Source organism: Xanthomonas sp. NCPPB 4467 (assembly GCF_041475665.2).
Classification (GTDB): domain Bacteria; phylum Pseudomonadota; class Gammaproteobacteria; order Xanthomonadales; family Xanthomonadaceae; genus Xanthomonas; species Xanthomonas dyei.
The window spans coordinates 1,644,378-1,667,739 of the sequence record NZ_CM191260.1 but is presented as its reverse complement, the minus strand read 5'-3'; the positions used below and the strand labels follow the sequence as shown (position 1 = coordinate 1,667,739).

At 63.6% G+C, this 23,362-nt stretch carries 20 protein-coding genes and 2 pseudogenes; 11 read left to right on the top strand and 11 right to left on the bottom strand.

The window, feature by feature from the left end; all coding sequences use genetic code 11:
- Positions 1-4: 4 nt before the first annotated feature.
- The gene (gene katG / locus ACCQ06_RS07245) at positions 5-2,251 is read left to right on the top strand and encodes a catalase/peroxidase HPI (protein WP_316691538.1); all 2,247 of its coding nucleotides are present in this window, start codon (positions 5-7) and stop codon (positions 2,249-2,251) included.
- A gap of 388 nt (positions 2,252-2,639) precedes the next feature.
- Here the strand turns inward: katG and ACCQ06_RS07240 are convergent, their stop codons facing one another.
- Positions 2,640-3,047 (bottom strand): RNA-binding S4 domain-containing protein, encoded by a 408-nt coding sequence (locus ACCQ06_RS07240; protein WP_316691537.1) that lies wholly within the window; start codon positions 3,045-3,047, stop codon positions 2,640-2,642.
- A gap of 444 nt (positions 3,048-3,491) precedes the next feature.
- On the opposite strand from ACCQ06_RS07240, the gene ACCQ06_RS07235 reads away from it, so the two are divergent.
- Positions 3,492-4,967 carry an MATE family efflux transporter gene (locus ACCQ06_RS07235; RefSeq protein WP_228322710.1) on the top strand — a complete coding sequence of 492 codons (1,476 nt, stop codon included), beginning with the start codon at positions 3,492-3,494 and terminating at the stop codon, positions 4,965-4,967.
- A gap of 583 nt (positions 4,968-5,550) precedes the next feature.
- Here ACCQ06_RS07235 and rplS read toward each other — a convergent pair.
- The 8 genes from rplS to ffh form a co-directional block, all read right to left on the bottom strand.
- Entirely contained in the window at positions 5,551-5,958 is a 408-nt protein-coding gene (gene rplS / locus ACCQ06_RS07230) for a 50S ribosomal protein L19 (RefSeq protein ID WP_005989873.1), read from the bottom strand.
- 145 nt (positions 5,959-6,103) lie between these two features.
- Positions 6,104-6,877: a tRNA (guanosine(37)-N1)-methyltransferase TrmD gene (trmD, locus tag ACCQ06_RS07225; protein ID WP_316691535.1), complete on the bottom strand. Its 774-nt coding sequence runs from the start codon at positions 6,875-6,877 to the stop codon at positions 6,104-6,106.
- A 65-nt stretch (positions 6,878-6,942) separates the two neighbouring features.
- Entirely contained in the window at positions 6,943-7,455 is a 513-nt protein-coding gene (rimM, locus tag ACCQ06_RS07220) for a ribosome maturation factor RimM (protein ID WP_115553295.1), read from the bottom strand.
- A gap of 43 nt (positions 7,456-7,498) precedes the next feature.
- Positions 7,499-7,759 carry a 30S ribosomal protein S16 gene (rpsP, locus tag ACCQ06_RS07215; protein ID WP_005989876.1) on the bottom strand — a complete coding sequence of 87 codons (261 nt, stop codon included), beginning with the start codon at positions 7,757-7,759 and terminating at the stop codon, positions 7,499-7,501.
- Positions 7,760-7,868: 109 nt separating this feature from the next.
- A complete protein-coding gene (locus ACCQ06_RS07210; RefSeq protein WP_316691530.1) occupies positions 7,869-8,666 on the bottom strand; it encodes an aminotransferase class IV family protein in 798 nt (265 codons plus the stop codon).
- On the bottom strand, positions 8,657-9,748 hold the full coding sequence (locus ACCQ06_RS07205; protein ID WP_316691527.1) for an NAD(P)H-dependent flavin oxidoreductase: 1,092 nt from the start codon (positions 9,746-9,748) through the stop codon (positions 8,657-8,659). Before ACCQ06_RS07205 ends, ACCQ06_RS07210 begins: the two co-directional genes overlap by 10 nt.
- A 7-nt stretch (positions 9,749-9,755) precedes the next feature.
- On the bottom strand, positions 9,756-10,583 hold the full coding sequence (locus ACCQ06_RS07200) for a DUF2314 domain-containing protein (protein ID WP_316691525.1): 828 nt from the start codon (positions 10,581-10,583) through the stop codon (positions 9,756-9,758).
- A 464-nt stretch (positions 10,584-11,047) separates the two neighbouring features.
- A complete protein-coding gene (gene ffh / locus ACCQ06_RS07195; protein WP_316691524.1) occupies positions 11,048-12,424 on the bottom strand; it encodes a signal recognition particle protein in 1,377 nt (458 codons plus the stop codon).
- Positions 12,425-12,634: 210 nt separating this feature from the next.
- On the opposite strand from ffh, the gene ACCQ06_RS07190 reads away from it, so the two are divergent.
- Positions 12,635-13,426 (top strand): cytochrome C assembly family protein, encoded by a 792-nt coding sequence (locus ACCQ06_RS07190; protein ID WP_104614111.1) that lies wholly within the window; start codon positions 12,635-12,637, stop codon positions 13,424-13,426.
- A gap of 120 nt (positions 13,427-13,546) precedes the next feature.
- On the opposite strand, the gene ACCQ06_RS07185 is transcribed toward ACCQ06_RS07190, so the two are convergent.
- Complete coding sequence (locus ACCQ06_RS07185) at positions 13,547-14,596, bottom strand: aldose epimerase family protein (RefSeq protein ID WP_316691520.1); 1,050 nt, start codon at positions 14,594-14,596, stop codon at positions 13,547-13,549.
- Between the two features lie 177 nt (positions 14,597-14,773).
- Here ACCQ06_RS07185 and ACCQ06_RS07180 point away from each other — a divergent pair.
- The 6 genes and pseudogenes from ACCQ06_RS07180 to ACCQ06_RS07155 all read left to right on the top strand — a co-directional run.
- Positions 14,774-15,166 (top strand): annotated as a pseudogene (locus tag ACCQ06_RS07180) (hypothetical protein); the annotation flags it as partial.
- Positions 15,163-15,582: a phage tail protein gene (locus tag ACCQ06_RS07175; RefSeq protein WP_228322716.1), complete on the top strand. Its 420-nt coding sequence runs from the start codon at positions 15,163-15,165 to the stop codon at positions 15,580-15,582. The pseudogene ACCQ06_RS07180 and the gene ACCQ06_RS07175, both read left to right, overlap by 4 nt.
- Entirely contained in the window at positions 15,570-16,019 is a 450-nt protein-coding gene (locus ACCQ06_RS07170) for a phage virion morphogenesis protein (RefSeq protein ID WP_316691518.1), read from the top strand. The genes ACCQ06_RS07175 and ACCQ06_RS07170 overlap by 13 nt, the downstream gene beginning before the upstream one ends.
- A 181-nt stretch (positions 16,020-16,200) precedes the next feature.
- Positions 16,201-17,739: an N-acetylmuramoyl-L-alanine amidase gene (locus tag ACCQ06_RS07165; protein ID WP_228322718.1), complete on the top strand. Its 1,539-nt coding sequence runs from the start codon at positions 16,201-16,203 to the stop codon at positions 17,737-17,739.
- 85 nt (positions 17,740-17,824) lie between these two features.
- Positions 17,825-18,263 (top strand): annotated as a pseudogene (locus ACCQ06_RS07160) (baseplate assembly protein); the annotation flags it as partial.
- A gap of 264 nt (positions 18,264-18,527) precedes the next feature.
- Complete coding sequence (locus ACCQ06_RS07155) at positions 18,528-20,111, top strand: alpha-N-arabinofuranosidase (RefSeq protein WP_316692515.1); 1,584 nt, start codon at positions 18,528-18,530, stop codon at positions 20,109-20,111.
- Positions 20,112-20,275: 164 nt separating this feature from the next.
- On the opposite strand, the gene ACCQ06_RS07150 is transcribed toward ACCQ06_RS07155, so the two are convergent.
- Positions 20,276-21,241 (bottom strand): LysR family transcriptional regulator, encoded by a 966-nt coding sequence (locus tag ACCQ06_RS07150; protein WP_316691516.1) that lies wholly within the window; start codon positions 21,239-21,241, stop codon positions 20,276-20,278.
- A 134-nt stretch (positions 21,242-21,375) separates the two neighbouring features.
- Here ACCQ06_RS07150 and ACCQ06_RS07145 point away from each other — a divergent pair, with 134 nt between their 5' ends.
- Positions 21,376-21,651: a DUF2798 domain-containing protein gene (locus ACCQ06_RS07145; protein ID WP_228322721.1), complete on the top strand. Its 276-nt coding sequence runs from the start codon at positions 21,376-21,378 to the stop codon at positions 21,649-21,651.
- Between the two features lie 355 nt (positions 21,652-22,006).
- Positions 22,007-23,356, top strand: coding sequence for a glycoside hydrolase family 16 protein (locus ACCQ06_RS07140; RefSeq protein ID WP_104614116.1), 1,350 nt, complete (start codon positions 22,007-22,009; stop codon positions 23,354-23,356).
- Positions 23,357-23,362: the final 6 nt, after the last annotated feature.

The following is a 23,362-nucleotide window of genomic DNA, read 5'->3' as shown; positions in this document are numbered from 1 at the left end:
CGCCATGACCACCGAAGCAAAGTGCCCGATCAACCACGCCGTCGTCGGCGCCGGAACCACCAATCGCGATTGGTGGCCGCAGCAATTGCGTGTGGACCTGCTCAGCCAGCATTCGAGCAAGTCCAATCCGTTGGGTGAGACCTTCAATTACGCAGAAGCATTCAAGCGCATCGACCTGTCCGCGCTCAAGCAGGAATTGCGTGCGCTGATGACCGACTCGCAGGACTGGTGGCCGGCCGACTTCGGTCATTACGGCCCGCTGTTCATTCGCATGGCCTGGCATAGCGCCGGCACCTACCGCATCGGCGACGGCCGTGGCGGCGGCGGTCGCGGCCAGCAGCGCTTCGCACCGCTCAACAGCTGGCCGGACAACGTGAGCCTGGACAAGGCGCGCCGCCTGCTGTGGCCGATCAAGCAGAAGTACGGCCAGGCCATCTCCTGGGCCGACCTGATGATTCTCACCGGCAACGTCGCGCTCGAATCGATGGGCTTCAAGACCTTCGGCTTTGCCGCTGGCCGCGAAGACACCTGGGAGCCGGATCAGGACCTGTACTGGGGCCGCGAAACCAAGTGGCTGGGGGGCGACGAACGCTATGCGCACGGCTCGCCGGGCGTGGACGAAGCGCACGGCGTGCTGGTCAAGGACGACGACAGCCAGGTCAAGCACACCCGCGATCTGGAAAACCCGCTGGCCGCCGTGCAGATGGGCCTGATCTACGTCAACCCGGAAGGCCCGGACGGCAATCCCGATCCGTTGCTGGCCGCCAAGGACATCCGCGACACCTTCGCGCGCATGGCGATGAACGACGAAGAGACCGTGGCGCTGATCGCCGGTGGCCACACCTTCGGCAAGACCCATGGCGCCGGCCCGGCCGATAACGTGGGCGCCGAGCCGGAAGCCGGCGAGCTGGAAAGCCAGGGCCTGGGCTGGCACAACCGCTACGGCAGCGGCAAGGGCGCCGACACCATCACCAGCGGCCTGGAAGTCACCTGGACCACCACGCCCGCGCAGTGGAGCAACGACTACTTCGACCATCTGTTCAAGTTCGAGTGGGAACTGAGCAAGAGCCCGGCCGGCGCGCACCAGTGGGTGGCCAAGAACGCCGACGCCATCATTCCCGATGCGCACGACGCGGCGAAGAAGCATCGCCCGACCATGCTGACCACCGATCTGGCGCTGCGCTTCGATCCGGCGTACGAAGCCATCTCGCGCCGCTTCCACGCACACCCGGACCAGTTCGCCGATGCGTTTGCACGCGCCTGGTTCAAGCTCACCCACCGCGACATGGGTCCGCGTGCCCGCTACCTGGGTCCGGACGTGCCGGCCGAAGAACTGATCTGGCAGGACCCGGTGCCGGCGGTCGACCACGCCCTGGTCGATGCACAGGACGCTGCTGCGCTGAAGCAGACCATCCTCGCTTCCGGCCTGAGCGTGGCGCAGCTGGTCACCACCGCCTGGGCCTCGGCATCCACCTTCCGCGGCTCGGACAAGCGCGGCGGCGCCAACGGTGCACGCATCCGCCTGGCACCGCAAAAGGACTGGCAGGCCAATCAACCCGAACAGCTGGCCAAGGTGCTCGGCACGCTGGAGCGCATCCAGGCCGACTTCAATGCCGCGCAATCGGGTGGCAAGAAGATTTCGCTGGCCGACCTGATCGTGCTTGCCGGTAACGCCGCGGTGGAACATGCAGCGCATGCCGCAGGCCATAGCGTCACCGTGCCGTTCGCGCCGGGCCGCACCGATGCATCGCAGGCACAGACCGATGTCGAATCGTTCGCCGTCCTCGAGCCGGTGGCCGATGGCTTCCGCAACTTCGCCAAGCGCCGCTACGCAGTGCCTGCCGAAGCGATGCTGATCGACAAGGCACAGCTGTTGACCCTGACCGCACCGGAGTTGACCGTGCTGGTCGGCGGCCTGCGCGTGCTCGGTGCCAACGCAGGCGACGCGAAGCATGGTGTGTTCACCACCCGCCCCGGCGTACTGAGCAACGACTTCTTCGCCAACCTGCTCGACATGCGTACCGAATGGAAAGCGACCTCGGACGCGAAGGAGCTGTACGAAGGCCGCGACCGCAGCAGCGGCGAACACAAATGGACCGGCACACGCGTGGATCTGGTATTCGGCTCCAACTCCATCCTGCGTGCGGTGGCCGAGGTCTACGCCAGCGCCGATGCACAGGAGAAGTTCGTGCACGACTTCGTCGCTGCCTGGACCAAGGTGATGCAGCTGGATCGGTTCGATCTGGCCTGAGCGCAGCTAACACACCGACTGTGCTCGCCACGAGGCAAGCCCAGTCGGTGCTCGGAACCGGCGCGGACGAATCCATACTGGTTCCGAGTGCGCTGTCCACAGCCACCTGACGAGTGCTCGCTACGGTTGTCAGCCGCTCCAAGCCGCAGCAGTAACGCAAACGCCCCCGATATCCGGGGCGTTTTTTTGCGGCAGTGCAGACGCAGTGCCATGCGTTCCGACTGCCGTGATGCTGTCGATCAGATGCGTTGCTGCTCCGCATCGTCGTCGCTCCGAACAACAGCCAGTCTCCTTCGACAGGAGCGCAGGTTTTCAGCTGAATCGCACGCCTGGATGGTTTGCCATGGCCGCCTCTGTGCAGCGCATGCGTCCCGCACCCACTGATTTTTTACAACGCATCGATATCGCCCAACGCGTTGATCAACCGGCGGGCGCGCTTGTCCGGTTTTCCTTCCGGTGCGCGGTAACCGGTGCGCTCGGCAGCGCGCTGCAGCCGCCATTGCGCACGCGCCTCGCGTGAGGCATCGCCTTCCACATACAGCGCCTGTGCAACCGGCGCGGGGCCGCGCACGTCGCTGAGTGCGGACACCGTGACCTCAAAGATTTCGCCCCCGCGGTCGATGCGCAATTGCTCGCCGCTGCGCAGCGTGCGCGACGGCTTGGGCCGCTGACCGGCCACATCTACCTTGCCGGTCTCCACCGCCGTCTTGGCCAGGCTGCGCGTCTTGAAAAAGCGCGCGGCCCACAGCCACACATCCAGCCGGACCGTCTTGCCCTGTTCCAGCTCCAGATTCATGCGTCTTGCTGTCTCGTTCTCTCAGGTAAGCAATGTTTGGGCAGCCATTCGGGAACTCAAGCTGGACCGTCAACCCTCCGATGGTGATCGATTGCCAGAGGTCGATGGTCGGTGCATCCCCATCCGCCCTGCGGGCACCTTCCCCCGCAGGCGGGGGAAGGGACCTGTTGTCCGTGTGCAACGCCGATCCAACAGACGCTCGCAAACCCCGGCCCTTCTCCCGCCTGCGGGAGAAGGTGGCGCGCAGCGCCGGATGAGGGACACGCCCCTGCTCTGCAGCGTATCCCGAACAGCGAGCGCAGCATCTTGCAAAGGCGGTCACCGCTGGTATCGAACGTGGAGCGTGTCCCAACCCGAAATATGCAGCGCAAACCAAATGGCACTGCATCGGATCTCACCCAGCAATGCTAGTGTGCGCAGCTTCTGCGCGACGATCTACCTGCTATGCCCAAATCCGCTGTCCTGACCGAAGGCCCGATCGGCAAGAACCTGCTGTTGTTCGCCCTGCCGATCATGGCAGGCAATATCGCCCAGTCGCTCAACGGCTCGGTCAACGCGATCTGGATCGGCCGCTATCTTGGCGAAGAAGCGCTGACTGCCGCGGCCAACGCCAACAGCATCATGTTCTTCCTGATCGGTTCGGTGTTCGGCATCGGCATGGCCTCCACCATCCTGATCGGCCAGGCCATGGGTGCGCGCGACATCGCGCAGGCACGCAAGGTGATGGGCACCAGCGCGAGTTTCTTCGGCGGGCTGTCGGCGGTGATTGCCGTGCTCGGCTGGTATCTGGCGCCGCACCTGCTCACCGCCATGGGCACGCCCGCCGCCTCGCAGACGTTGGCCGAAGAGTATCTGCGGGTAATCTTCCTGGCGATGCCAACGCTGTATCTGTTCGCCTTTCTGTCGGCGGCATTGCGCGGCACCGGCGATGCGCGCACGCCGTTTCGCTTTCTATTGTTGTCGGTGCTGCTGGATATCGTGTTCAACCCGTTGCTGCTATTTGGCATCGGCCCGTTCCCTGCGCTGGGCATTGCCGGTGCGGCATGGGCCACGCTGATCGCGCAGGTGGTCGCACTGGCCGGCCTGCTGATCTATCTGCGCAAGAAACGCCACGTGCTATGGCTCGGACGGCGCGATCTGCATCTGTTCCGCATCGACCCTGCCATCCTGCGCGCCCTCATCGTCAAGGGCGTGCCGATGGGCCTGCAGATGGTGATGATCTCGCTGGCGATGATCGCAATGCTGTCGCTGGTCAACGGCTTCGGCACCGACACTGCGGCCGCGTTCGGTGCCGGGCTGCAGCTATGGAATTACGTGCAGATGCCGGCAATGGCCGTCGGCGCCGCCTGTTCGTCGATGGCCGCCCAGAACGTGGGGGCCGGCCTGTGGTCGCGCGTGGATGCCGTGGCACGCACCGGCATCGCCGCCAACTTCCTGATGACCGGCCTGCTGATTGCGCTGTTGATCGGGTTCGACCGCTGGACCCTTGCCCTGTTTCTGCCCGAAGGCAGCGCCACGTTGGACATCGCACGGCACCTCAACCACATCGCGATCTGGTCGTTCCTGTTGTTCGGGGTCAGCTTTGTGGTGTCGGGCGTGGTGCGCTCCACCGGCGCGGTGATCCCGCCGCTGTTGATCCTGGCGTTTTCGCTATGGGGCGTACGCGTGCCGTTGGCCAACTTCTTAGTGCCGCATCTTGGGGCTGATGCGGTGTGGTGGAGCTTTCCGATCAGCTCCACCTGCTCGATGCTGTTATCGCTGGCGTATTACCGCTGGGGCGGCTGGCGCAAAGCGCGCATGCTGGCCACACCGACGCATCCGTCGGCACTGGCCGCCCCGGCTGAAGTACCCGCACATCCCGCTTCGCCGGTCGCCGACACCGCCCCCACCGCCGAGCGGACGCAGACACGATCGCCCTGAACGCGCACGTCAAGCGCAGCCAAGCCGTGTGATCAATGCAGATGCGCAAAGGTGTTGATTGGCTTCAAGGTGTCGCGCAGACCCAACCACTGACACGTGATAAATCCAAGCAGCTTCATTCTGTTCGCCCGATGTCGTCATCCGTCGGCATCCAGCAACGCCTGACATCCTGACGATCAAGCAGCATCTGCCCTGCACTTGGCCTTGCCTGAAACAGTGCAGCGGTTTACAGCGCCGTGCGTGAGCAGATCCGTGAGTTGCTGCATCCGTCGCGCGGACCCTATGTCCCAGACGCATAGAGTGGATCGACATGCGAGTGTTTGCCGACATGCATCCACTCCAGGGACCGGATGCGGCGAGATGCCTTGCATCTGCGTCGATCCATCTACGTCGATGACGGCTGGCGATCTGCACAGCGCGCAATCCGCTACTGCGATGGCATCAACATCAGCGCATCGCCCACTGAGCGCACCATAGAAAACGCCTACCCTGAGCGCGGTCGACATTTCCCATTCCACAAACGCAAACGGCCGCCCGAAGGCGGCCGTCTGGCAGTGGCAGATCAACGACCTGCCAGTGTGGCTTACTCGGCCTTGGCAGCAGCCTGGCGAGCAGCCTTGGCCTGTGCAGCAGCGGCCAAATCTTCCTTGATGCGGGCAGCCTTGCCTTCCAGACCACGCAGGTAGTACAGCTTGCCGGCGCGGACCTTACCGCGGCGCTTCACTTCGACCGAGTCGATGATGGCGCTGTGGGTCTGGAACACGCGCTCGACGCCGAAGCCGTGCGAGATCTTGCGCACGGTGAAAGCGGAGTTCAGGCCGGCATTCTTGGTACCGATCACGACGCCCTCATAGGCCTGGACGCGCTCGCGGTTGCCTTCCTTCACCTTGACGTTCACCACAACGGTGTCGCCCTGGTTGAATTCCGGCAGCTTGCGCTGAATCTGGGCGGCTTCGAAGTCAGCCAGGATGGTCTTGTTGAGTTTGCTCATGATGGGCACCGCGTGTCTGGTGATATTGGACCGGCAGTCGCCGCACGGCGATTGCTCGAGGTTCGTAAAGAGGGCCAGACGCAAGGCTGGCCAGCAAGCCGCATATTGTACCCCAATCAATCTTGCAAGAGCTAGGGGTGAGCCCTTATTTCTCATTACCGGGTTTATCGTCGCTTGGGGCGAGTTCGCGGCGAAACTCGTCCAACAGACGGCGATCGTTCTTGTCCAACCCACCCTCGTCCAGCAGGTCCGGGCGTCGCAGCCAGGTCCGGCCCAGCGACTGCTGGCGGCGCCAGCGCGCGATAGCGCCGTGGTTACCCGAACGCAACACGTCCGGTACATCGCCCCAGGCATGGGTCGACGGATGGCTGAAGTGCGGGCAATCCAGTAGGCCTTGCGGGCCCTCGAAACTGTCCTGCGCGGCAGATTCGGCGTCGTTCAACACACCGTCCTGCAACCGCGTCACCACATCCACAAGGACTGCAGCGCCCAACTCACCACCGGACAACACGTAGTCGCCGATGGAGATTTCCATATCCACCGCCTGCGCCAGGAAGCGCTCGTCCACCCCTTCATAGCGCCCGCACAACAAGATCATGCGCGGCAACTGCGACAGCTCGCGCGCGCGCGGCTGGGTGAGCGGCCGCCCCTGCGGGCTGAGGTAGATCACCGGCGCCGGCTGCGGATCGGCGGCTTGCACCGCGTCCAGACAAGCCCGCAATGGCTCGATCAACATCACCATGCCGGGCCCGCCACCGAACGGGCGGTCGTCCACCCGGCGGTAATTGCCCTGCGCATGGTCGCGCGGATTCCAGCCTTGCAGCTCCAGCAAGCCACGCTCCTGCGCCCGCCCGACCACACCGAACGCCGCGCATTGCGCGATGAACTCGGGGAACAGGCTGATGACGTCGATGCGCACTTAAGAATCGGGAATCGGGAGTGGGGAATGGTTAGAGCAAGAGCGAAGCCGAGACACCGCTCCGATCAGAAATCCGGATCCCAGTCGACCACGATCAAGTTGGCCTCGAAGTCCACCGATTTGACGAACTCCGGCAGCACGAACGGGATCAGCCGCTCGCGATCGCCGCGCACCACGACCACATCGTTGGACCCGGTGGAAAACAGATGCGATACCGTCCCGAGCTTGACGCCCTCGACGGTTTCCACCTGCAGTTCTTCCAGATCCACCCAGTAGTACTCGTCGGGCTTTGGTGGCGGCAAGACGCTGCGGGAGACATAGATTTCGGTCCCGTGCATGGCCTCGACCGTATCGCGGTCGGTCACGTCTGGGAACACCGCGATCAGGTTCTTGCCCTGGTCGCGCCCACGCACCCCGCTCACGACCGTTTCCTGCCCCGATGGCGAACGCACGATCCACGGCTGATACCGGAAGATCGCACTGCGCGGCTCGGTCCAGGATTCGAGCTTGAGCTCGCCCTTGACACCAAAAGCGCCGACAACCCTGCCTAACAGGATGCGGCGCTCGGTCGGCTTCATCTGTGTCGACTCTGGGCCAGGCGGCGACGCCTGGCCCTCAAGATCAGGCCGCAGCGGCCTGGGACTTGGATGCTTCGCGATACAGGTTACGCACCTTGTCGGTCAGCTGTGCGCCCTGGCCGACCCAATGGTCGACGCGTGCAACGTCCAGCACGATGCGCGGTTCTGCGCCCTGTGCAACCGGGTTGTAGTAACCCAGACGCTCGATGTTGCGGCCGTCGCGCGCGCTGCGCACGTCGGTCACGATGATGTGGTAGAACGGACGCTTCTTGGCGCCGCCGCGGGTCAGTCGAATCTTGACCATGGTGTCGTTTTCCTGAGTTGCCCAGTCGCCAGAGTGGCGCGGTAAGCCGGCGATTATAGCGGGCTCCGGCAGCGAAGCCAAGTCAGCCGGCGCCGGCACACCAGATCGCTCAGATCGCTTGCCAGGCATGGGTTTGCAGGGCCCGCTCCAGCAGCGGCAACTGCGCGGCATGCGGCCCCCAACGTGCCGGCCCCAACGCCACGATGGCCTGCTGCCCACGCGCATTACAGGCGAATGCGCCATCGAAGCGGTCCAGCTCGCTCAGCTCCACCGGGCGACTGACCTGCGTGACGCCCAGCGTTTTCAGGCCGGATTGCAGCAACTGCTGCCGGGTGCCCAACAGCGACGCCCCTTGCGGCCAGACCACCCCGCCGCGTTCCCACAGCCCCAGATTCCAGAACGCCCCCTCCAGCACCCTGCCCTGGCGGTCCTGCAGCACCACATCATCATGGTCGGCCTGCATGGCCAGACGGCGCAGATGCAGTAGCGGAAACGTGCCGACATGCTTGAGTTCCGGCCGCTCGCGTACGTAATCGGTGACCTGCACGCGCAACCCGGTCTCGGGCATGTGCGCCGGCGGCGAGATGGCGACCAGCACATCCAATGCGACCTCGCGCAACGGCTCGCGGAAATCGTAGTCGGGCGCGAACACGGTGACGCGCAGACTGGCATCGGCCATGGCCGACGCCACCAGCGCAGCGTGCAACTGCGCCCGCAACTGGTCAGTTTCCAGTTCCTGGCCGAACAATGCGCGGCTGCCTTCCTGCAGGCGCTGCAGATGCAGGTCCAGCCCCAGCGTGGCGCCGTCGCGCACCTGCAGTGTGGTGAAGTGGCCGTAGTTGATCAGCGCCGCAGCACCGAGCTGTTGCGCGCTTGCCGGCGCGCCGTTGCAGAAGATCAGCGACATAACAGTGCCTGCGCCTGCGTCCACCACTGCGTGACCAGTTCACCGGCCGGCTGCGCTGGCGCCATCCATGCGGATTGGCCCGCCCAGGCCTGCATCGATGCCAAATGATTGTCGCGCGTCGCTGCCTGGCGCATCGCTGCAGTCAAGCCGCGCTGCACCGGATACGGCGCAGGCGGCGGTGCATCCGGTGCAGTGGCGGCGCGCACGTAGGGTGTGAGCAACGCCCGCCCCAGGCGCCCGGAAAACGCGCGGGTTGGCTGGGTGTGCTCCGGCTCGGCGGCAGCCAGGGCATCGGCCCACGCATCGGGCAGCGCCGCTTCGGGCGTGCGCAGCAGGCCGGTGCCGATCTGCACCCCGCTGGCGCCCAGCGTCAGCGCCGCGGCAATGCCGCGCGCATCGGCGATACCACCAGCAGCGATGACCGGAATCTGCAGCCCATCGACAAGCCGCGGCAGCAACGCGAACAACCCGGTCATCTGCTGCGCTGCCTGGCTGGCATCGAACGCGCCGCGATGGCCGCCGGCTTCAGCCCCTTGCGCAACCACCGCGTCGGCACCGGCAGCCTGCGCCGCACGCGCTTCGTCCAGGGTGGTGGCGCAGGCGAACCAGGCGATGCCGGCCGCCTTCAGCCGCGCAACCTGGTCGGGCCGGAACAGGCCCATGATCGAGGACGCCACCGCCGGGCGGGCAGCGAGCAAGGCATCGAACTGCGCATCGAAGTCGGCTGGGGTGGCATCGCCTGCGGTCTCGGCCACCGGCGGACCCCACTGCGCAAGAAACCCGCGCAGGCGCGCTTCCGCATCTGCATCGCGCGCCGGGGCCGGATCGGGAATCCACAGATTGACCTGCGCAGGCCCGGCACTCGCTTCACCAAATGCGGCCATCCACGCCACGATGTCCTGCGGCTGCGACAACACTGCCCCCATCGCGCCCATGCCACCCGCATTGGCGACAGCGACCGACAACGGCACCGGGCAGGCGCCGGCCATGGGGCTGAGCAGGATCGGGACGCGCAAGCCAAAGCGCTCGCAGAAAGGGGCGATGTTTGAGTACGGGCCATCCAACGCGAGCGACTGTGTCATGACACCCTCAGCGATAGCCTTCAAGCAGTTGCACGATCCTGGGCCACTGCATCTGCCGCGCCAGGTCCAGCGCAGTGTTTCCCGAGGGCGTGCGTAGCGACGCATCCGCGCCGTGCTTGAGCAGCAGCGAGACCGGCTGATAATTACCGGCCAGGGCATCGCGCTGCAACAGCGTCCAGCCAGCGTCGTCGCGGAAATGCACCATGTCGGGCTGATCGCGCAGGCCCTGATCGAACTTGGCGCCCATGTTCTCGCTCATCGGATGCTCGCACTGGGATGGGTCCTGCTGCGCTGCGGTGGGCTGAGCCGGCTTGCTGCCGAACAGCTTGCCGAACAAGCCGCCTTTGCGCTCCTGCACGCGCGCAGGCACCAGGCGCACGGCACCCGGACCACCGAAATCCAGACCCCACGCGACATCGTGTTCGGCGCGTTCGTCCTGCGGCATGGTGCGACGCATCGCATCGATGGTGTGGCCGCCGTAAGCCAGCCCGTCGATGACGTACATCCAGTCTTCCAGTTCGCCGATCGGCGCAGAGACAGCGTCGCCGGCGGCAAGCTCCGAGATCCATGCCGGGTCGTTGAGCAGGCTGCCGGACAGCTGCTCGCCATCGAACTGCACGTCCGATACCCACATGTGCTCGTGCGACGGCGCACCAACCGCGGATGCGTCGGTGGCAAACGGCAATTTGATCGCTGCCAGGGACAACGCCGGCACGATCCGACGATATTCCCAGGACAGCTCACGCCAGAAAAACTTGAACGTCGCGCGTGCATCGGCGTACGCCGCCAACATCGCAGCGTCGTCCTGGGCGGGATACATACGGCTTTCGGTCATGGTTACCTCGACTAAGAGCCGCCGACAAAACTACTTCACGCCAGTGTACTGCAGGCGGGCTGATCTACTGCCTGGCTGCAGGGCCCTTGCCCGCCCACCATCGCGGGACACGCTGCAAGGACGTCCTTGTCAGCTATTACGCGACGGTAGGCAGGCAAGGACCAGTCTGGATGGTCGGGATGCATGGCGTTGAGTAAAGCAGCCAGCAAACTCTCTGGTGCTGTGTCCTCGCCGATTGCGGGACCGTGTGGCGGCATGGATGCTGCCACCGAGCCCCCAGGGACGGGTTCACGGCGTGTCCCGCGAGCGGTGAGGGCACCGCGCCCTCGACCCACGCAGCGTGTGATCTGGACCTCTGACTGCATCCATGCAATCGCACCTGCATCTGCATCTGCGCGAAACCCTACATTGCAAGCGCAGGGCCAGTGCGGCGTCGCACCGGCCGCGTCAGCGCATCACTGAACTCAACGGAACGGCATGCCGCCGCGGCCGCCCATGGCGCCCATCATGCCCTTCATGTTGCGCATCAGGCCCTTCATGCCGCCGCCGGCCAGCTTGCCCATCATCTTTTCCATCTGCTGGTACTGCTTCATCAGCTTGTTGACGTCGGCCGGCAACATGCCCGAGCCACGCGCGATGCGGGCGCGGCGCGAGCCGTTGAGCAAGGCCGGGTTGCGGCGCTCTTTCTTGGTCATCGAATTGATGATGGCGATCATGCGCGGCACTTCCTTGCCGGTGACCTGCTGCTTGACGTTGTCCGGGATCTGGCCCATGCCCGGCAGCTTGTCCATCAGCCCATGGATGCCGCCCATGTTCTGCATCTGCTCGAGCTGCTCTTTCATGTCGTTGAGGTCGAACTTCTTGCCCTTGGCGACCTTGGCGGCGAGCTTGGCGGCTTTTTCCTGATCGACGCTGTGCTCGACCTGCTCCACCAGCGACAGCACGTCGCCCATGTCCAGGATGCGGCTGGCCACACGGTCCGGATGGAACACGTCCAGGCCGTCGGTCTTTTCGCCGGTACCGACGAACTTGATCGGCTTGCCGGTGATATAGCGCACGCTCAGCGCCGCACCACCGCGAGCGTCGCCGTCGGTCTTGGTCAGCACCACGCCGGTCAGCGGCAGCGCTTCGCCGAACGCCTTGGCCGTGTTGGCGGCGTCCTGGCCGGTCATGGCATCGACAACGAACAGGGTTTCGGTGGGGTTGATCGCGGCGTGCAAGGCCTTGATCTCGTCCATCATCGCTTGATCGATCGCCAGACGGCCGGCGGTATCGACCAGCAGCACGTCGGCGAAGGACTTGCGTGCGTCGCTGATGGCGGCGCGCACGATGTCGACCGGCTTCTGCGAGGTATCGGAGGGGAAGAACAGCACGCCGACCTGTTCGGCCAGGGTCTTGAGCTGCTCGATCGCGGCCGGGCGATAGACGTCGGCCGAGACCACCATGACCTTTTTCTTGCGCTTTTCCTTCAGGTGCTTGGCGAGCTTGCCGACCGTGGTGGTCTTACCCGCACCCTGCAGGCCGGCCATCAGGATGATGGCCGGCGCCGGCACGTTGAGGTTGAGGTCGGCAGCGGCAGCGCCCATGACGGCGGTGAGCTCGTCGCGCACGATCTTGATCAGCGCCTGGCCCGGGGTCAGCGACTTGAGCACTTCCTGGCCGACCGCACGCACCTTGATGCGCTCAATCAGCGCCTGCACCACCGGCAATGCGACATCGGCTTCGAGCAGTGCGATGCGCACTTCACGGGTGGCTTCGCGGATGTTTTCCTCGGTCAGGCGGCCGCGTCCGCGCAGGCGCTCCATGGTGCCGGAGAGACGTTGGGTTAGGGACTCGAACATGCGCAAAGGACCGCGTAAGGGGAAACGGGCACCGATTATAGCGGCACAGGCCAAGCGCCCGCCCCGGCACCGCTCACCCCTTCGGCGTTTCGGATTCGATACCCGGCGCCACGCCTGATGCCCGAGCTCCGCTGCGGCCTTCGGCGCCCATGTGTCGAATCCCGAATCACCAATCCCGACTCCCCGCCGCCAATATGCGAAACTTCAACGATGACAATCGTTCTCATCGCGTTCGCCTTGTATCTGCTGGCCACGGCGCTGCTCACCCAGGCGGTGCTGCGCGATGGCAATCAGGCCCCTGCGCGCTGGCTGGCACCGGCGCTGGCGGCGGTGGCGCTGCACGCCGGGTATCACGTGCTGGTGGCGTTCCGCACCGCCGGCGGGCCGGACATGCATTTCTTTGCGGCACTGTCGCTGTGCGGCCTGGGCATGGCCGCGCTGACGGCGGTGTTCGGTGGCCGCGGGCGCATGGCGGCGGTGGGCGTGGTGGTGTTTCCGCTGTCGGCGATCCTGCTGGCCAGTTATCACGCCTACGGCCACGAACCTAGCGCGGATCTGGGCTGGCGGCTGGAGTTGCACGCCTGGATGGCCTTGCTGGCCTACGCCACCCTGGGCATCGCCGCGTTGCTGGCGATCATGCTGTGGCTGCAGGAACGTGCGCTGCGGCGGCGCGACTTCCATACCTGGCTGCGTGCGCTACCGCCGTTGACCGAGCTGGAAACCTTGCTGTTTCGCACGATCGCGGTCGGCTTCGTGTTGCTGAGCCTGACCCTGCTGACCGGGCTGCTGTTCGTGCAGGACTTCCTGGCGCAGCGGCTGTTGCACAAGACCGTGCTCAGCATCCTGTCGTGGATCGTGTTCGGTGCGTTGCTGGTCGGCCGCTGGCGCAACGGCTGGCGCGGCACCAAGGCGGTGCACTGGACGCTGACCGCGATGGCGTTGCTGGTGCTGTCGTTCTTCGGCAGCAAGTTCGTGATCGAGCTGGTGCTGGGGCCGCGTTGATGGCGGTGGGCGTGGAGCTGTGCCGCATGTCATCGGGGCGGGACGGCACGCTGGATTTCCGCCCCTTTTCAGGCAGCGGCTGCGCAGCTCAATCGCACCCCATTCCTTCGACGCCAACCCTCACGCATCCAGCGCCACACTGACCACGGCCCACGATTGGTCCGGGCCAGGGTTGGCGAAGCGATAGACGATACGGCGGCGGTAGATCTCGCCGGGCCGCAGGATTGTCGACGGGAAGTTGGGGTGATTGGGCGCATCCGGGTAGTCCTGCGGCTCCAGACACACGCCGCGGCCCAGGCCGGGATGATGGGCGTCCAGATGCTGGCCTTCGTAGAGTTGCACCGCCGGTGCATCGCTGGTGATGCGTAGCGCTACGCCACTGTGCGGCGAGTACAGCTCGGCAACGCAATCGGCGTCGGCTGCCAGTACCAGGCATTGGTCGTAGCCTTTGCCGAGGATCACTTGCGGATGCCTAGCATCGGTGTTGTCGGCCAATGCCGCAGGAGTGCGGAAATCGAACGGTGTACCGGCAACGGACGCGATTTCGCCGGTCGGAATCGATTCGGCATCCACCGGCAGATAGCGATCGGCCGGCACGCGCAGCACCTGCGCGGCGGCGCGGTGATGCGGGTCGCCGGACAGGTTGAAGTACGGGTGATGTGTGAGATTCAACGCGGTGGCGGCATCGCACTGCGCCTCGAAGTCCAGCTGCAGCTTGCGTCCTTCCAGTTGCAAGCGCGCACGTACCTGCAGATTGCCGGGATAGCCTTCTTCGCCATCGGGCGAGTCGTAGCCGAGCAGCACCTGATCCGGTGCCTGCTCCAGCACGCGCCACACACGCCGCCCGAAGCCGCGCAATCCACCGTGCAACTGGTTGCGCCCTTCGTTGGCCGCCAGCGTGTGGGTGACGCCATCCAATGTGTAACGCGCACCGGCGATGCGATTGCCGAAGCGGCCGACCAGGATGTTGAGGCTGTCGCCATCGGCGGCGTAAGCGGGCAGATCCGGCAAGGCCAGCAGCAACGGCACCACGCCATGTGCGGTGGTCAGCCGCAGCGCATGCAGGATGCCGCCATAGGTCAGCACCTCGGCCTCCAACCCGGCATCGCTGCGCAGGGTAAGCGCGTGGACCTCGACACCGTCTGGCAACTGCCCGAAAACGCGCTGCATGAATCGCCCCGCCACTGATGGAAGCTGGCGAGCATAGCGGTGTCGCGTAGCTGCCGACCATGCCGGCGCACACATCCTGGCCCTAGCACATCGCTTTCCTTGGCAACCAGCACAGCCTCGGCGTGCTCGCTTGCCTGTCAATAGGCTGGAGCGGCGCATCAGTGCATTCCTAAACCGCGTAAGCAGGCGCTAGACGAAAAAGCTGCAACCATCGCCGAACGCGACAGCGCAAAGGCTTCAACAACAGTCCTTGTTGAGTAAGTCGACCGCGTGCAAATCGTGCGGGAAGCCGGCGCCACCATCACCCGCGAGATCCCGATCTATGTCACCCCTAAAGCAGACGCTGCTTGCGCTATCCCTGCTGGTTTTGTGCGGCTGCACGACGCCGCCGCCTCGGGCAACCCTGCCGGGCCGCCCACCGGAGATCCTGATGCGCCGGCCGCCGGCATTACGCTCTCTTGCATTGCCGGCACCGTCGCCGACAACTACACCCGCTGCCACGCCACCGCCACGCAGCTGAGCGCACTGCAGGACTGGATCGAGCTGCATCTGCCGGCAGCATCACCGTGATCAAGCCCGCCAGTCTGCGCGCGCATCTGGTCGCGGCCCTGCCGGATTTGGCACGCGATGCCGACCGGCTGCTGGTGTTTATCGACGCCGGCAGCCTGGTCAGCACGTTCCAGCCGGGGCTATCGTTCGAGTACCAATACACGCTCAACCTGATCGTGACCGACTACGCCGGCCACCCCGACAGCGTGATGTTGCCGCTGCTGGAATGGGTGCAGGCCAATCAGTCCGAACTGCTGTCCAATCCGGCGCGGCGCGGCGACATCGCCTTCGAGGCCGACATCCTCGCCAACGATGCGGTGGATCTGTCGATCAAGTTGCCGCTGACCGAGCGCGTGGTGGTGACGGCCAAGGCCGGCGGCGGCCATGACATGACCCACGCGCCCGAGCCGCAGATCGATCCCACATGGATGAGCTGACCGCACTGGAGACCTGGGCCGCGCCATTACTGGCGCGCCTGCAGCCTGGTGAGCGCCGCACGCTGGCACGCAAGATCGGAACGGAACTGCGGCGCTCGCAAAGCCAGCGCATCGGTAAACAGCAGGCACCTGACGGCTCACCGTACGCACCGCGCAAGCAGCAGCTGCGCGACAAGTCCGGACGCGTCAAACGCGCCAAGATGTTTGCCAAGCTGCGGCAGGCCAAGTACTTCAAGGTCAGCGCCAGCCCTAACCAAGTGAGCGTGGGATTCGTGGGCCGCGTGTCGCGCATTGCCCGGGTGCATCAAGAAGGGCTAGCTGAGCGAGTGCGGCCCGGCGGCCCCAGGGACCGTTATGAAAAACGCGTGCTGCTAGGCCTTTCCGCTGAGGACCGACAAATCGTACGCAATCAACTCCTGAATCACTTCGGTGAGTGAAGCAGCCAAGTCAGAAGCATGACAGTCCGCGCGAGATACGCGAGCAAAGATGACCATGCCCACACTAGAAGCGTCGGGTTTTTGACGCATGAATGAAATGCGGGTAGTTTGCCCTTGGGGAGGCAACGGAGTGCTGCAGCGACCTGGGGCTCTCCCATCCCCCGAAATCATGGAGTGATTTATGAAGCGTTTCTTTCAAGGCAAGTCAGTAAGGCTGCTTCCAGAACTTCGCTACGCTTGTGCAGCTGTCGCGATATCAGCAGCACTGACAATTGGCTCGCCGGTGCTCGCAAGCCCTGCTACCCCTAGCATGGCAAGCCTGACTACTCAACAAAAGGCCGACCTCAGTAAGATGCTGACGACTGAACTTCAGCAGGTGGTCAACAAGCAAAAGAGGCTTCCAGGACAGAAAGTACAGCCGATTTCCGTGCGACTTGATAGTCAGACCTCAACTGTGATGATTGAGATGGGCCGCGACTTCATCCCGAAGGGCGACAAGTACATCTCAGGAGATGTGGAAGAACAACTCCATCAACTCGAAGTAGTGGCGTTCCAGATAGTGGGCGATTCCTTTGTCGTCGAAGGCACTACCTTTACATTCGGCGGCGTACCTGGGGACAAATTGTTCGCGCCCACGAAATGGAAGCCCGAACACCTGAGGAATAAAACAACCGTAAACCCTTCTGCTGATGCAGACAGTCCAGTGGTTGTGTCTGCGGGACATGGGCGAACCAAGGTAACCGGTGGATGGGGATGGCAGCGACCTGCAATGAACGGCTGGCATGAGGATGTCGACAACCCAACGCTAGCATCGAAACTCGCAGAATTTCTTCGCACACGATCCGACGAAACGATCACATTTCCTCGATCCACATCCGCAACCATCGAAGGGCAGACCAAGCTGCCATGGTGGCAGCTAGCTGCCAAATACCACTTGGCACGGATTTTACCAAACGAAACAAACATCTGGAATAGCCCTGACGTAACCTCAGAGAAGGACAAGGATGTTCATTCTCGGCCCAGATATGCCCGCTATCTAAATGCAAAAGCAATTATAAGTTTGCACACTGACGCAGCAGATGACACGACAGTGAGGGGCACCAGAGTTATCTACCAAACTGGCAGCACACCGAGTCAAGAGCTGGCGACAGCGATATCCTGCTCAATGAAAGAAATCATTAACGCTACCACGGGGTACGAAACCTGGCGAGTAAACACTCCAACAGCAGGAAACTATGGGGAGAACAGAGAAGCCATTGAGGTCCCGGCAAATATAATTGAAGTTGGCTTTCATTCAAACCCACAAGATGCCGCAGCTTTTAGAGACACTGTATTCCAAGAAGCAGCCATGAAGGGAATTGAGAAAGGCTACAGAGTCAACAGAGACGGAAAAACCTGCGTCCCTCAGAAAATCACCTCTGTACCCAAAGCGGTCGCGAACTTGAATGGCCCTAAGCTTCAAGTACCGATCACGTTTATTGGGAATCCGCAATTTCCCGTTAAGCGGGTCCGAAAGATCACGAACTGCCCTGCCGGATGGACCTGCCCAGATGATGTATTCACTTATGAACAAGAGCAGACAACTCCGTTCAATACGACATGGTGGTGCAACGGTCCTACCGACACCAAGACTCAAGTCGTAGACGTATTGGTGACCTTAGAAGACGCTGACGGCGTTAAGAGCGAGTTCAAAACGAACTTTACCTGCAAAGCAGCTTAATTCCGTAGCCAGGCAACATACATAGATAGATCGTGGTCGCTCAAGGTCCACGCGCGAATAATTTAACTTCGCACGTGGACCTCCTATGGCTTCTTTCACTGCTGTCGATCTTTCAAAAATTCAAGCGTCAGACCTGATCGAGGCGCTGGACTTCGAGACGATTTTTTCGATGCGCTTGCGCAATTCCGCAACCTGATGCCGGAGTTCTCCGCGCTCACCGAAGCCGACCCGGTCTACAAGCTGCTACAGCTGTTTGCGGCCCGCGAACTGCTGATCCGCCAGCGCGCCAACGACAAGGCGCAGCAAACCATGCCGGCCTTCGCCACCGGCACCAACCTCGATCACCTGGGCGCCCTGTTCGGTGTTGCGCGCCTGGTGCTCGATCCGGGCCAATCGGATGCCGGCGTGCCGCCGGCCTTTGAGTCGGACGTGGACTTCCGCCGCCGCCGCATCCAGCTGGCGCACGAAGTTTCAGTATTGCGTGTGCCGGGGACGCCTACCTGCGGCATCTGCTTAGCACGGCGACCGTGCCATGGACGCCACCCAAAGATCTAGCTCCTTGCGCATGCGAGGAGTTACGGCAAGCCGGGTGTGCCCGAGCCGACATGAGGCGCTTCTTCAGCGGCACCCCGACGTAGCCGGCACGCGATGCGCGCGCGCTTTTACGAGCTGAGGCGATGCCGCCACTGGCGCAGACATCAGCCCTTGCTCGTACTACGCTGATGGCGCGCCTGCCCATCCAGCAGCGCGTGACCAACCCCGACGACCAACACAGGAGCGCCAAGCCGATGCAGTGGATTTCCCTCGCGTTGCGGACTTCATGCAAACGGCTGACGCAGACCGTCGTTGCGGCCGCCCTGGCGACCGGCGTGTGCAGCGTGTCGGCGGCCGAGGTCAAGGTGACCGGGACGCTGCGTGCGGACCAACCAGGCGCACAGGTCTCGCGGCAGCTCTTTGGTCAGTTTGCCGAGCATCTGGGCACCGGCATCTATGGAGGAGTGTGGGTCGGCGAAGACTCTCCGATTCCCAATACGCGTGGCTATCGCAACGATGTGGTGGCCGCTTTGAAGGCGATCGCAGTGCCGAACATCCGCTGGCCGGGTGGCTGCTTTGCCGACGAATACCACTGGCGCGATGGCGTCGGCAACCCGGCCAAACGCCCGATCCGCGTCAATACGCATTGGGGCGGCGTGGAAGAGTCGAACCGGTTCGGCACTCACGAGTTCATGGACTTCACCGAGTTGCTCGGCACCCAGGCCTATATCGCCGGCAACGTGGGCAATGCGGCGCCGGACGAGATTGCGCAGTGGACCGAATACATGACCGCGCCCACCCGCTCCAGCCTGGCCAACGCGCGCCGCGCCAACGGCCGCGATACGCCCTGGCAGGTGCCCTACTTCGGTGTGGGCAACGAGCTGTGGGGATGCGGCGGCAATATGCGGGTGGAATACGCTGCCGACGTGTATCGGCGCTACCAGACCTTCGTCAAGGCGCCGGCCAATCAGCCGCTGCTCAAGATCGCGCCCGGCCCCAACAATGACGACTACCACTGGACCGAGGTGATGATGCGCGAGGCCGGCACGCTGATGGACGGACTGAGCCTGCATTACTACACAGTCCCCGGTGGCTGGCCACCGCGTGCTTCGTCGACCGACTTCGACGAGAGCGCCTGGATCGACACGCTGTCGCGTACGCTGGTGATGGACGAGCTGATCACCAAGCACAGCGCGATCATGGACAAATACGACCCAGGCAAGAAAGTTGCGCTGGTGGTCGACGAATGGGGCACCTGGTATGCAGGCTTGCCCGATGCAAACCCTGGATTTCTACATCAACAAAACAGCCTGCGCGATGCGCTGGTGGCCTCGCTGAACATCGATATCTTCAGCACGCATGCCGAGCGCGTGCGCATGGCCAACATCGCGCAGATGGTCAACGTGTTGCAGGCGATGATCCTCACCGATGGCGACAAGATGGTGCTCACGCCGACCTATCACGTGTTTGCGCTCTACAAGCCCTTTCAAGACGCCACGCACCTGCCACTGCAGCTGCAGACCCCCGAATACCGCCACGGCAACACGCATGTGCCGGCGGTGCACGGCTCGGCAGTAAAGGCGAAGGACGGGCATGTGTATGTCGCGCTGACCAACCTGGATGCAACTGCCGCGGCAAGTGTCAGCGTAGACGTGCAAGGGCTGTCTGCACGCCGCGTTGACGGAAAGATTCTGACCGCGCCGGCGATCACTGCCCACAACACCTTTGTGCAGCCGCGCGTCGTCGAACCGAAGCCATTCAACGGCGCCCGTCTGCAGGCGAAAGTATTGACGGTCGCGCTGCCTGCGCACTCGGTGGTGATGCTCGAGCTGCAGTGAGCGCGCTATCGCGAAGTTATCGCGTCAAGAGCGCGTAACAAGCGACGGCGCGACCACCACGCAGGCGATGCAGGCGCTCGGAATCATTAGGTAATGCGCGCACTCAGAGTGAGTGCGTCATCCACAAGCGCCTGGCCGCCGCTCGCTACGTTTGGTTGACCGATCTAGACCGATGTAGGCGCCGATATCGGAAGCACGTCCGGCTCGGCGACGCGCCACTCTGGCGGCAAGCGTTCGAGTAGGTGCGCCATGAAGGCGCGCACCTTCGGGGTGAAGTCGCGGCGGTCGGCCACGCAGAAAAACAGCCGCAATGGCTCGACGGCCGGCTGCGTCGCGTCACTACCGTCGGGCACGAATAGTGCTTGCAACTGCCCGCGCTGCAGGTAGGGCTGTACTACGAAGGCGGCCAGGCGGGTGATGCCACCGCCGGCCGCAGCCATGGTGGCCAGCGCATCGACATCGTCGCTCACCATCGCCTGACTTAGCTGCGGCTGAAAACGCACGCCGTCGCGCACGAAGTTCCAACGCAGAAAACGCCCGTCCACCGGGTAGCGCAGCAACAGACAGTCGTGATACTTGAGCTCGTCCGGGTGCTTGGGCAGGCCGCAACGGGCCAGATACTCGGGCGCAGCGCACACCACGAACGGCACCTGCGCGATGCAGCGCGCCACCAGGCCGTCTTCGAGCTGCGCTTCGATCCGCAAACTGACATCCACGCTTTCCTGCGCATGCTGCACCACACGGTCGGTGCACAGCAGTTCGATCTCCAGCTGCGGATACTGCTGACGCAGCGCAGGCAGCATCGGTGCGAGCACATGGCGCGCGAATGCAGCAGTGCTGGCAACGCGTAATCGCCCCGCCGGCGCCTGCCGGGGGCCGGCCACCAACTGCCGCGCGCGCTCCAGGTCGCGCTCCAGTTGCCGCACGTGGTCGAAGTACAGCGCGCCGCGCTCGGTCAGCGCCAGGCTGCGGGTAGTCCGATGCAACAGGCGCACACCCAGGTGCTGCTCCAGCCGCGCGATGTTCTGGCTGACCGCGGCGGCGCTGACGCCCAGCAACTTGGCTCCACCGGCAATACTGCCGGCATCCACGGTGCTGACAAAACTGCGAATAGACTGAAGAATATTCATTTATTGAGTAGGCATTCCCAAGCAATTCGTAAGATTTACTTATGTAAGCCGCAAGGTTACGCGATCTACCCGGCCTGCGACGCGCATCCTACAGTTGCCCTACGCCGCTGGTTCGCGGCCATCGAGGCCACCGTATGTCGTCATCGCCACCCTCCTCCGCAGTGGCACGCTCACGCTGGAAGCTCGGCGTACGCGCCACCCCGTTCGTGTTCGCGTTCTACATGGCTGCGATCATGGCGCTGCTGATGTGCATCGTGATTACCGGCGCCAACACCGGCCTGGCGCCAGGGTTCGGATGGCGTGTACTGGACGCCTACCGTGTGGCGATGCCCACCGCGTTTTGCTGCGTGCTGGTGGTGCGGCCGTTGGTGATCCGCCTGGTTGCGTGGACCGTGCACGCGGGGCATTGAGCAGCGCCGGCACATGCACTACTGGTGATTGACACAGGCGTGCATCGACGACGCGCGGATGTCATGCATCCGCTGCAAGCGTTTCCATCGTCCTCGACACCCCTAGGGGGTGCCCGAGACACGCACAAACGTGCATCGGCGAGGCAACGCCAGCCCCACGTTCTTTGCGATCGCTGCAAGGCTGCTGCCACGCAACATGCAGCAGCCGACGTTTGCGACCGGCGTCATACCAATAATTGATTATTCCGTAATGAACACCACGAAACGGAAACAAGTCGAAAAATTGCTTTGACTCTGAACTAAGTGATGCGCAGCGTCGCTCCTCCACGGACACCGTCCATCGTTGGAGTTACGCATGAGCGTCGTACGCAGCGTCACCCTGCAGTTCGCTGTTGTGCTGGGCATCGCACTGGCACCTTGCGCGCAGGCGCAGACCCTGGTGTGGGAAGACAACTTCAACGGGCCGTCCATCGACGGCACCAAGTGGACCTACGACGTCGGCAACGGGTGTCAGATCGGCTTGTGCGGCTGGGGCAATGGTGAGATGCAGTACTACACCAGTCGCCCCGACAACGCGCGTATCGAAAACGGCCGGCTGGTCATCGAGGCGCGCCGCGAAGCATTCGGCGGCATGCCGTTCACCTCGGCACGGCTCAAGACCGAAGGCCGCATGCATTTCACCTACGGCACGCTCGAAGCGCGCATCAAGACGCCGGTGGTCGGCAATGGGCTATGGCCGGCGTACTGGATGCTGGGCACCATCGGCGTGTGGCCCGGGCGTGGCGAAATCGATCTGATGGAAGCCGGCATGGCTGCGGCGATCGCCAACGGCACTGCCAATCGCCGTATCGGTGCGGCGGTACACTGGGACTACAACGGCGCGCAGGCCGACTACGACACCAGCTACACCAGCCCGGTGAATCTGCACACCGATTTCCATGTGTACCGCATGACCTGGGACCCGCAGTTCATCCGCATCTCGATCGACGGGCAGCAGTACTTCGAATTTGCGATTTCCAATATCGAAGGCGCTTCGTTGCACGAGTTCCATCAGCAGCAGTATCTGCTGCTCAATCTGGCGGTGGGTGGCACCTATACCGGGGTAACCTCACCGGCCGCGGTGACCGCACCGCTGCCGGGCAAGATGGAGATCGACTACATCCGTCTGTATCAAAACCCCGGTTCGCAATTGTATGTGGGCAGCCAACACGCCATGCCGGCCGGACGCTTTGGCGTGTTCACCGACCAGGCCGATACCAGCGCGCGATTGACCTTCGGCCAGGATGCCGAACTGTATCTGTGGAACAACCTCACCCCGATCGCGCAGGCGCCGTTCGAAGGTTCCAATGTCATGGCGTATCGCGCCAACGCGGGGGCCTGGTATGGACTGGGAATACAGAGCGATTACCGCAATCTGGCCGCCTACGCCGGCGGTGCGCTCAAGCTGCAGGTAAAGACCACCACCGCGTCGACATTCAAGATCGGCATCAACACCAGCTTCGGCGACAGCTGGGTGGATTTTGCGGCCGGCGGCAACCAGTACGGCCTGGTGCGCGATGGCGCGTGGCACGAGGTGAGTATTCCCTTCAGTGCGTTCTACGACCTGGATCTGCAGGCGGTCAAGCAGCCTTTCATGCTGGTGGCCGATCCGCCGGCAACACCAGTGGAGATCGCCATCGACAAGGTCTACTACCAGAGCCGTTGAGGCCGC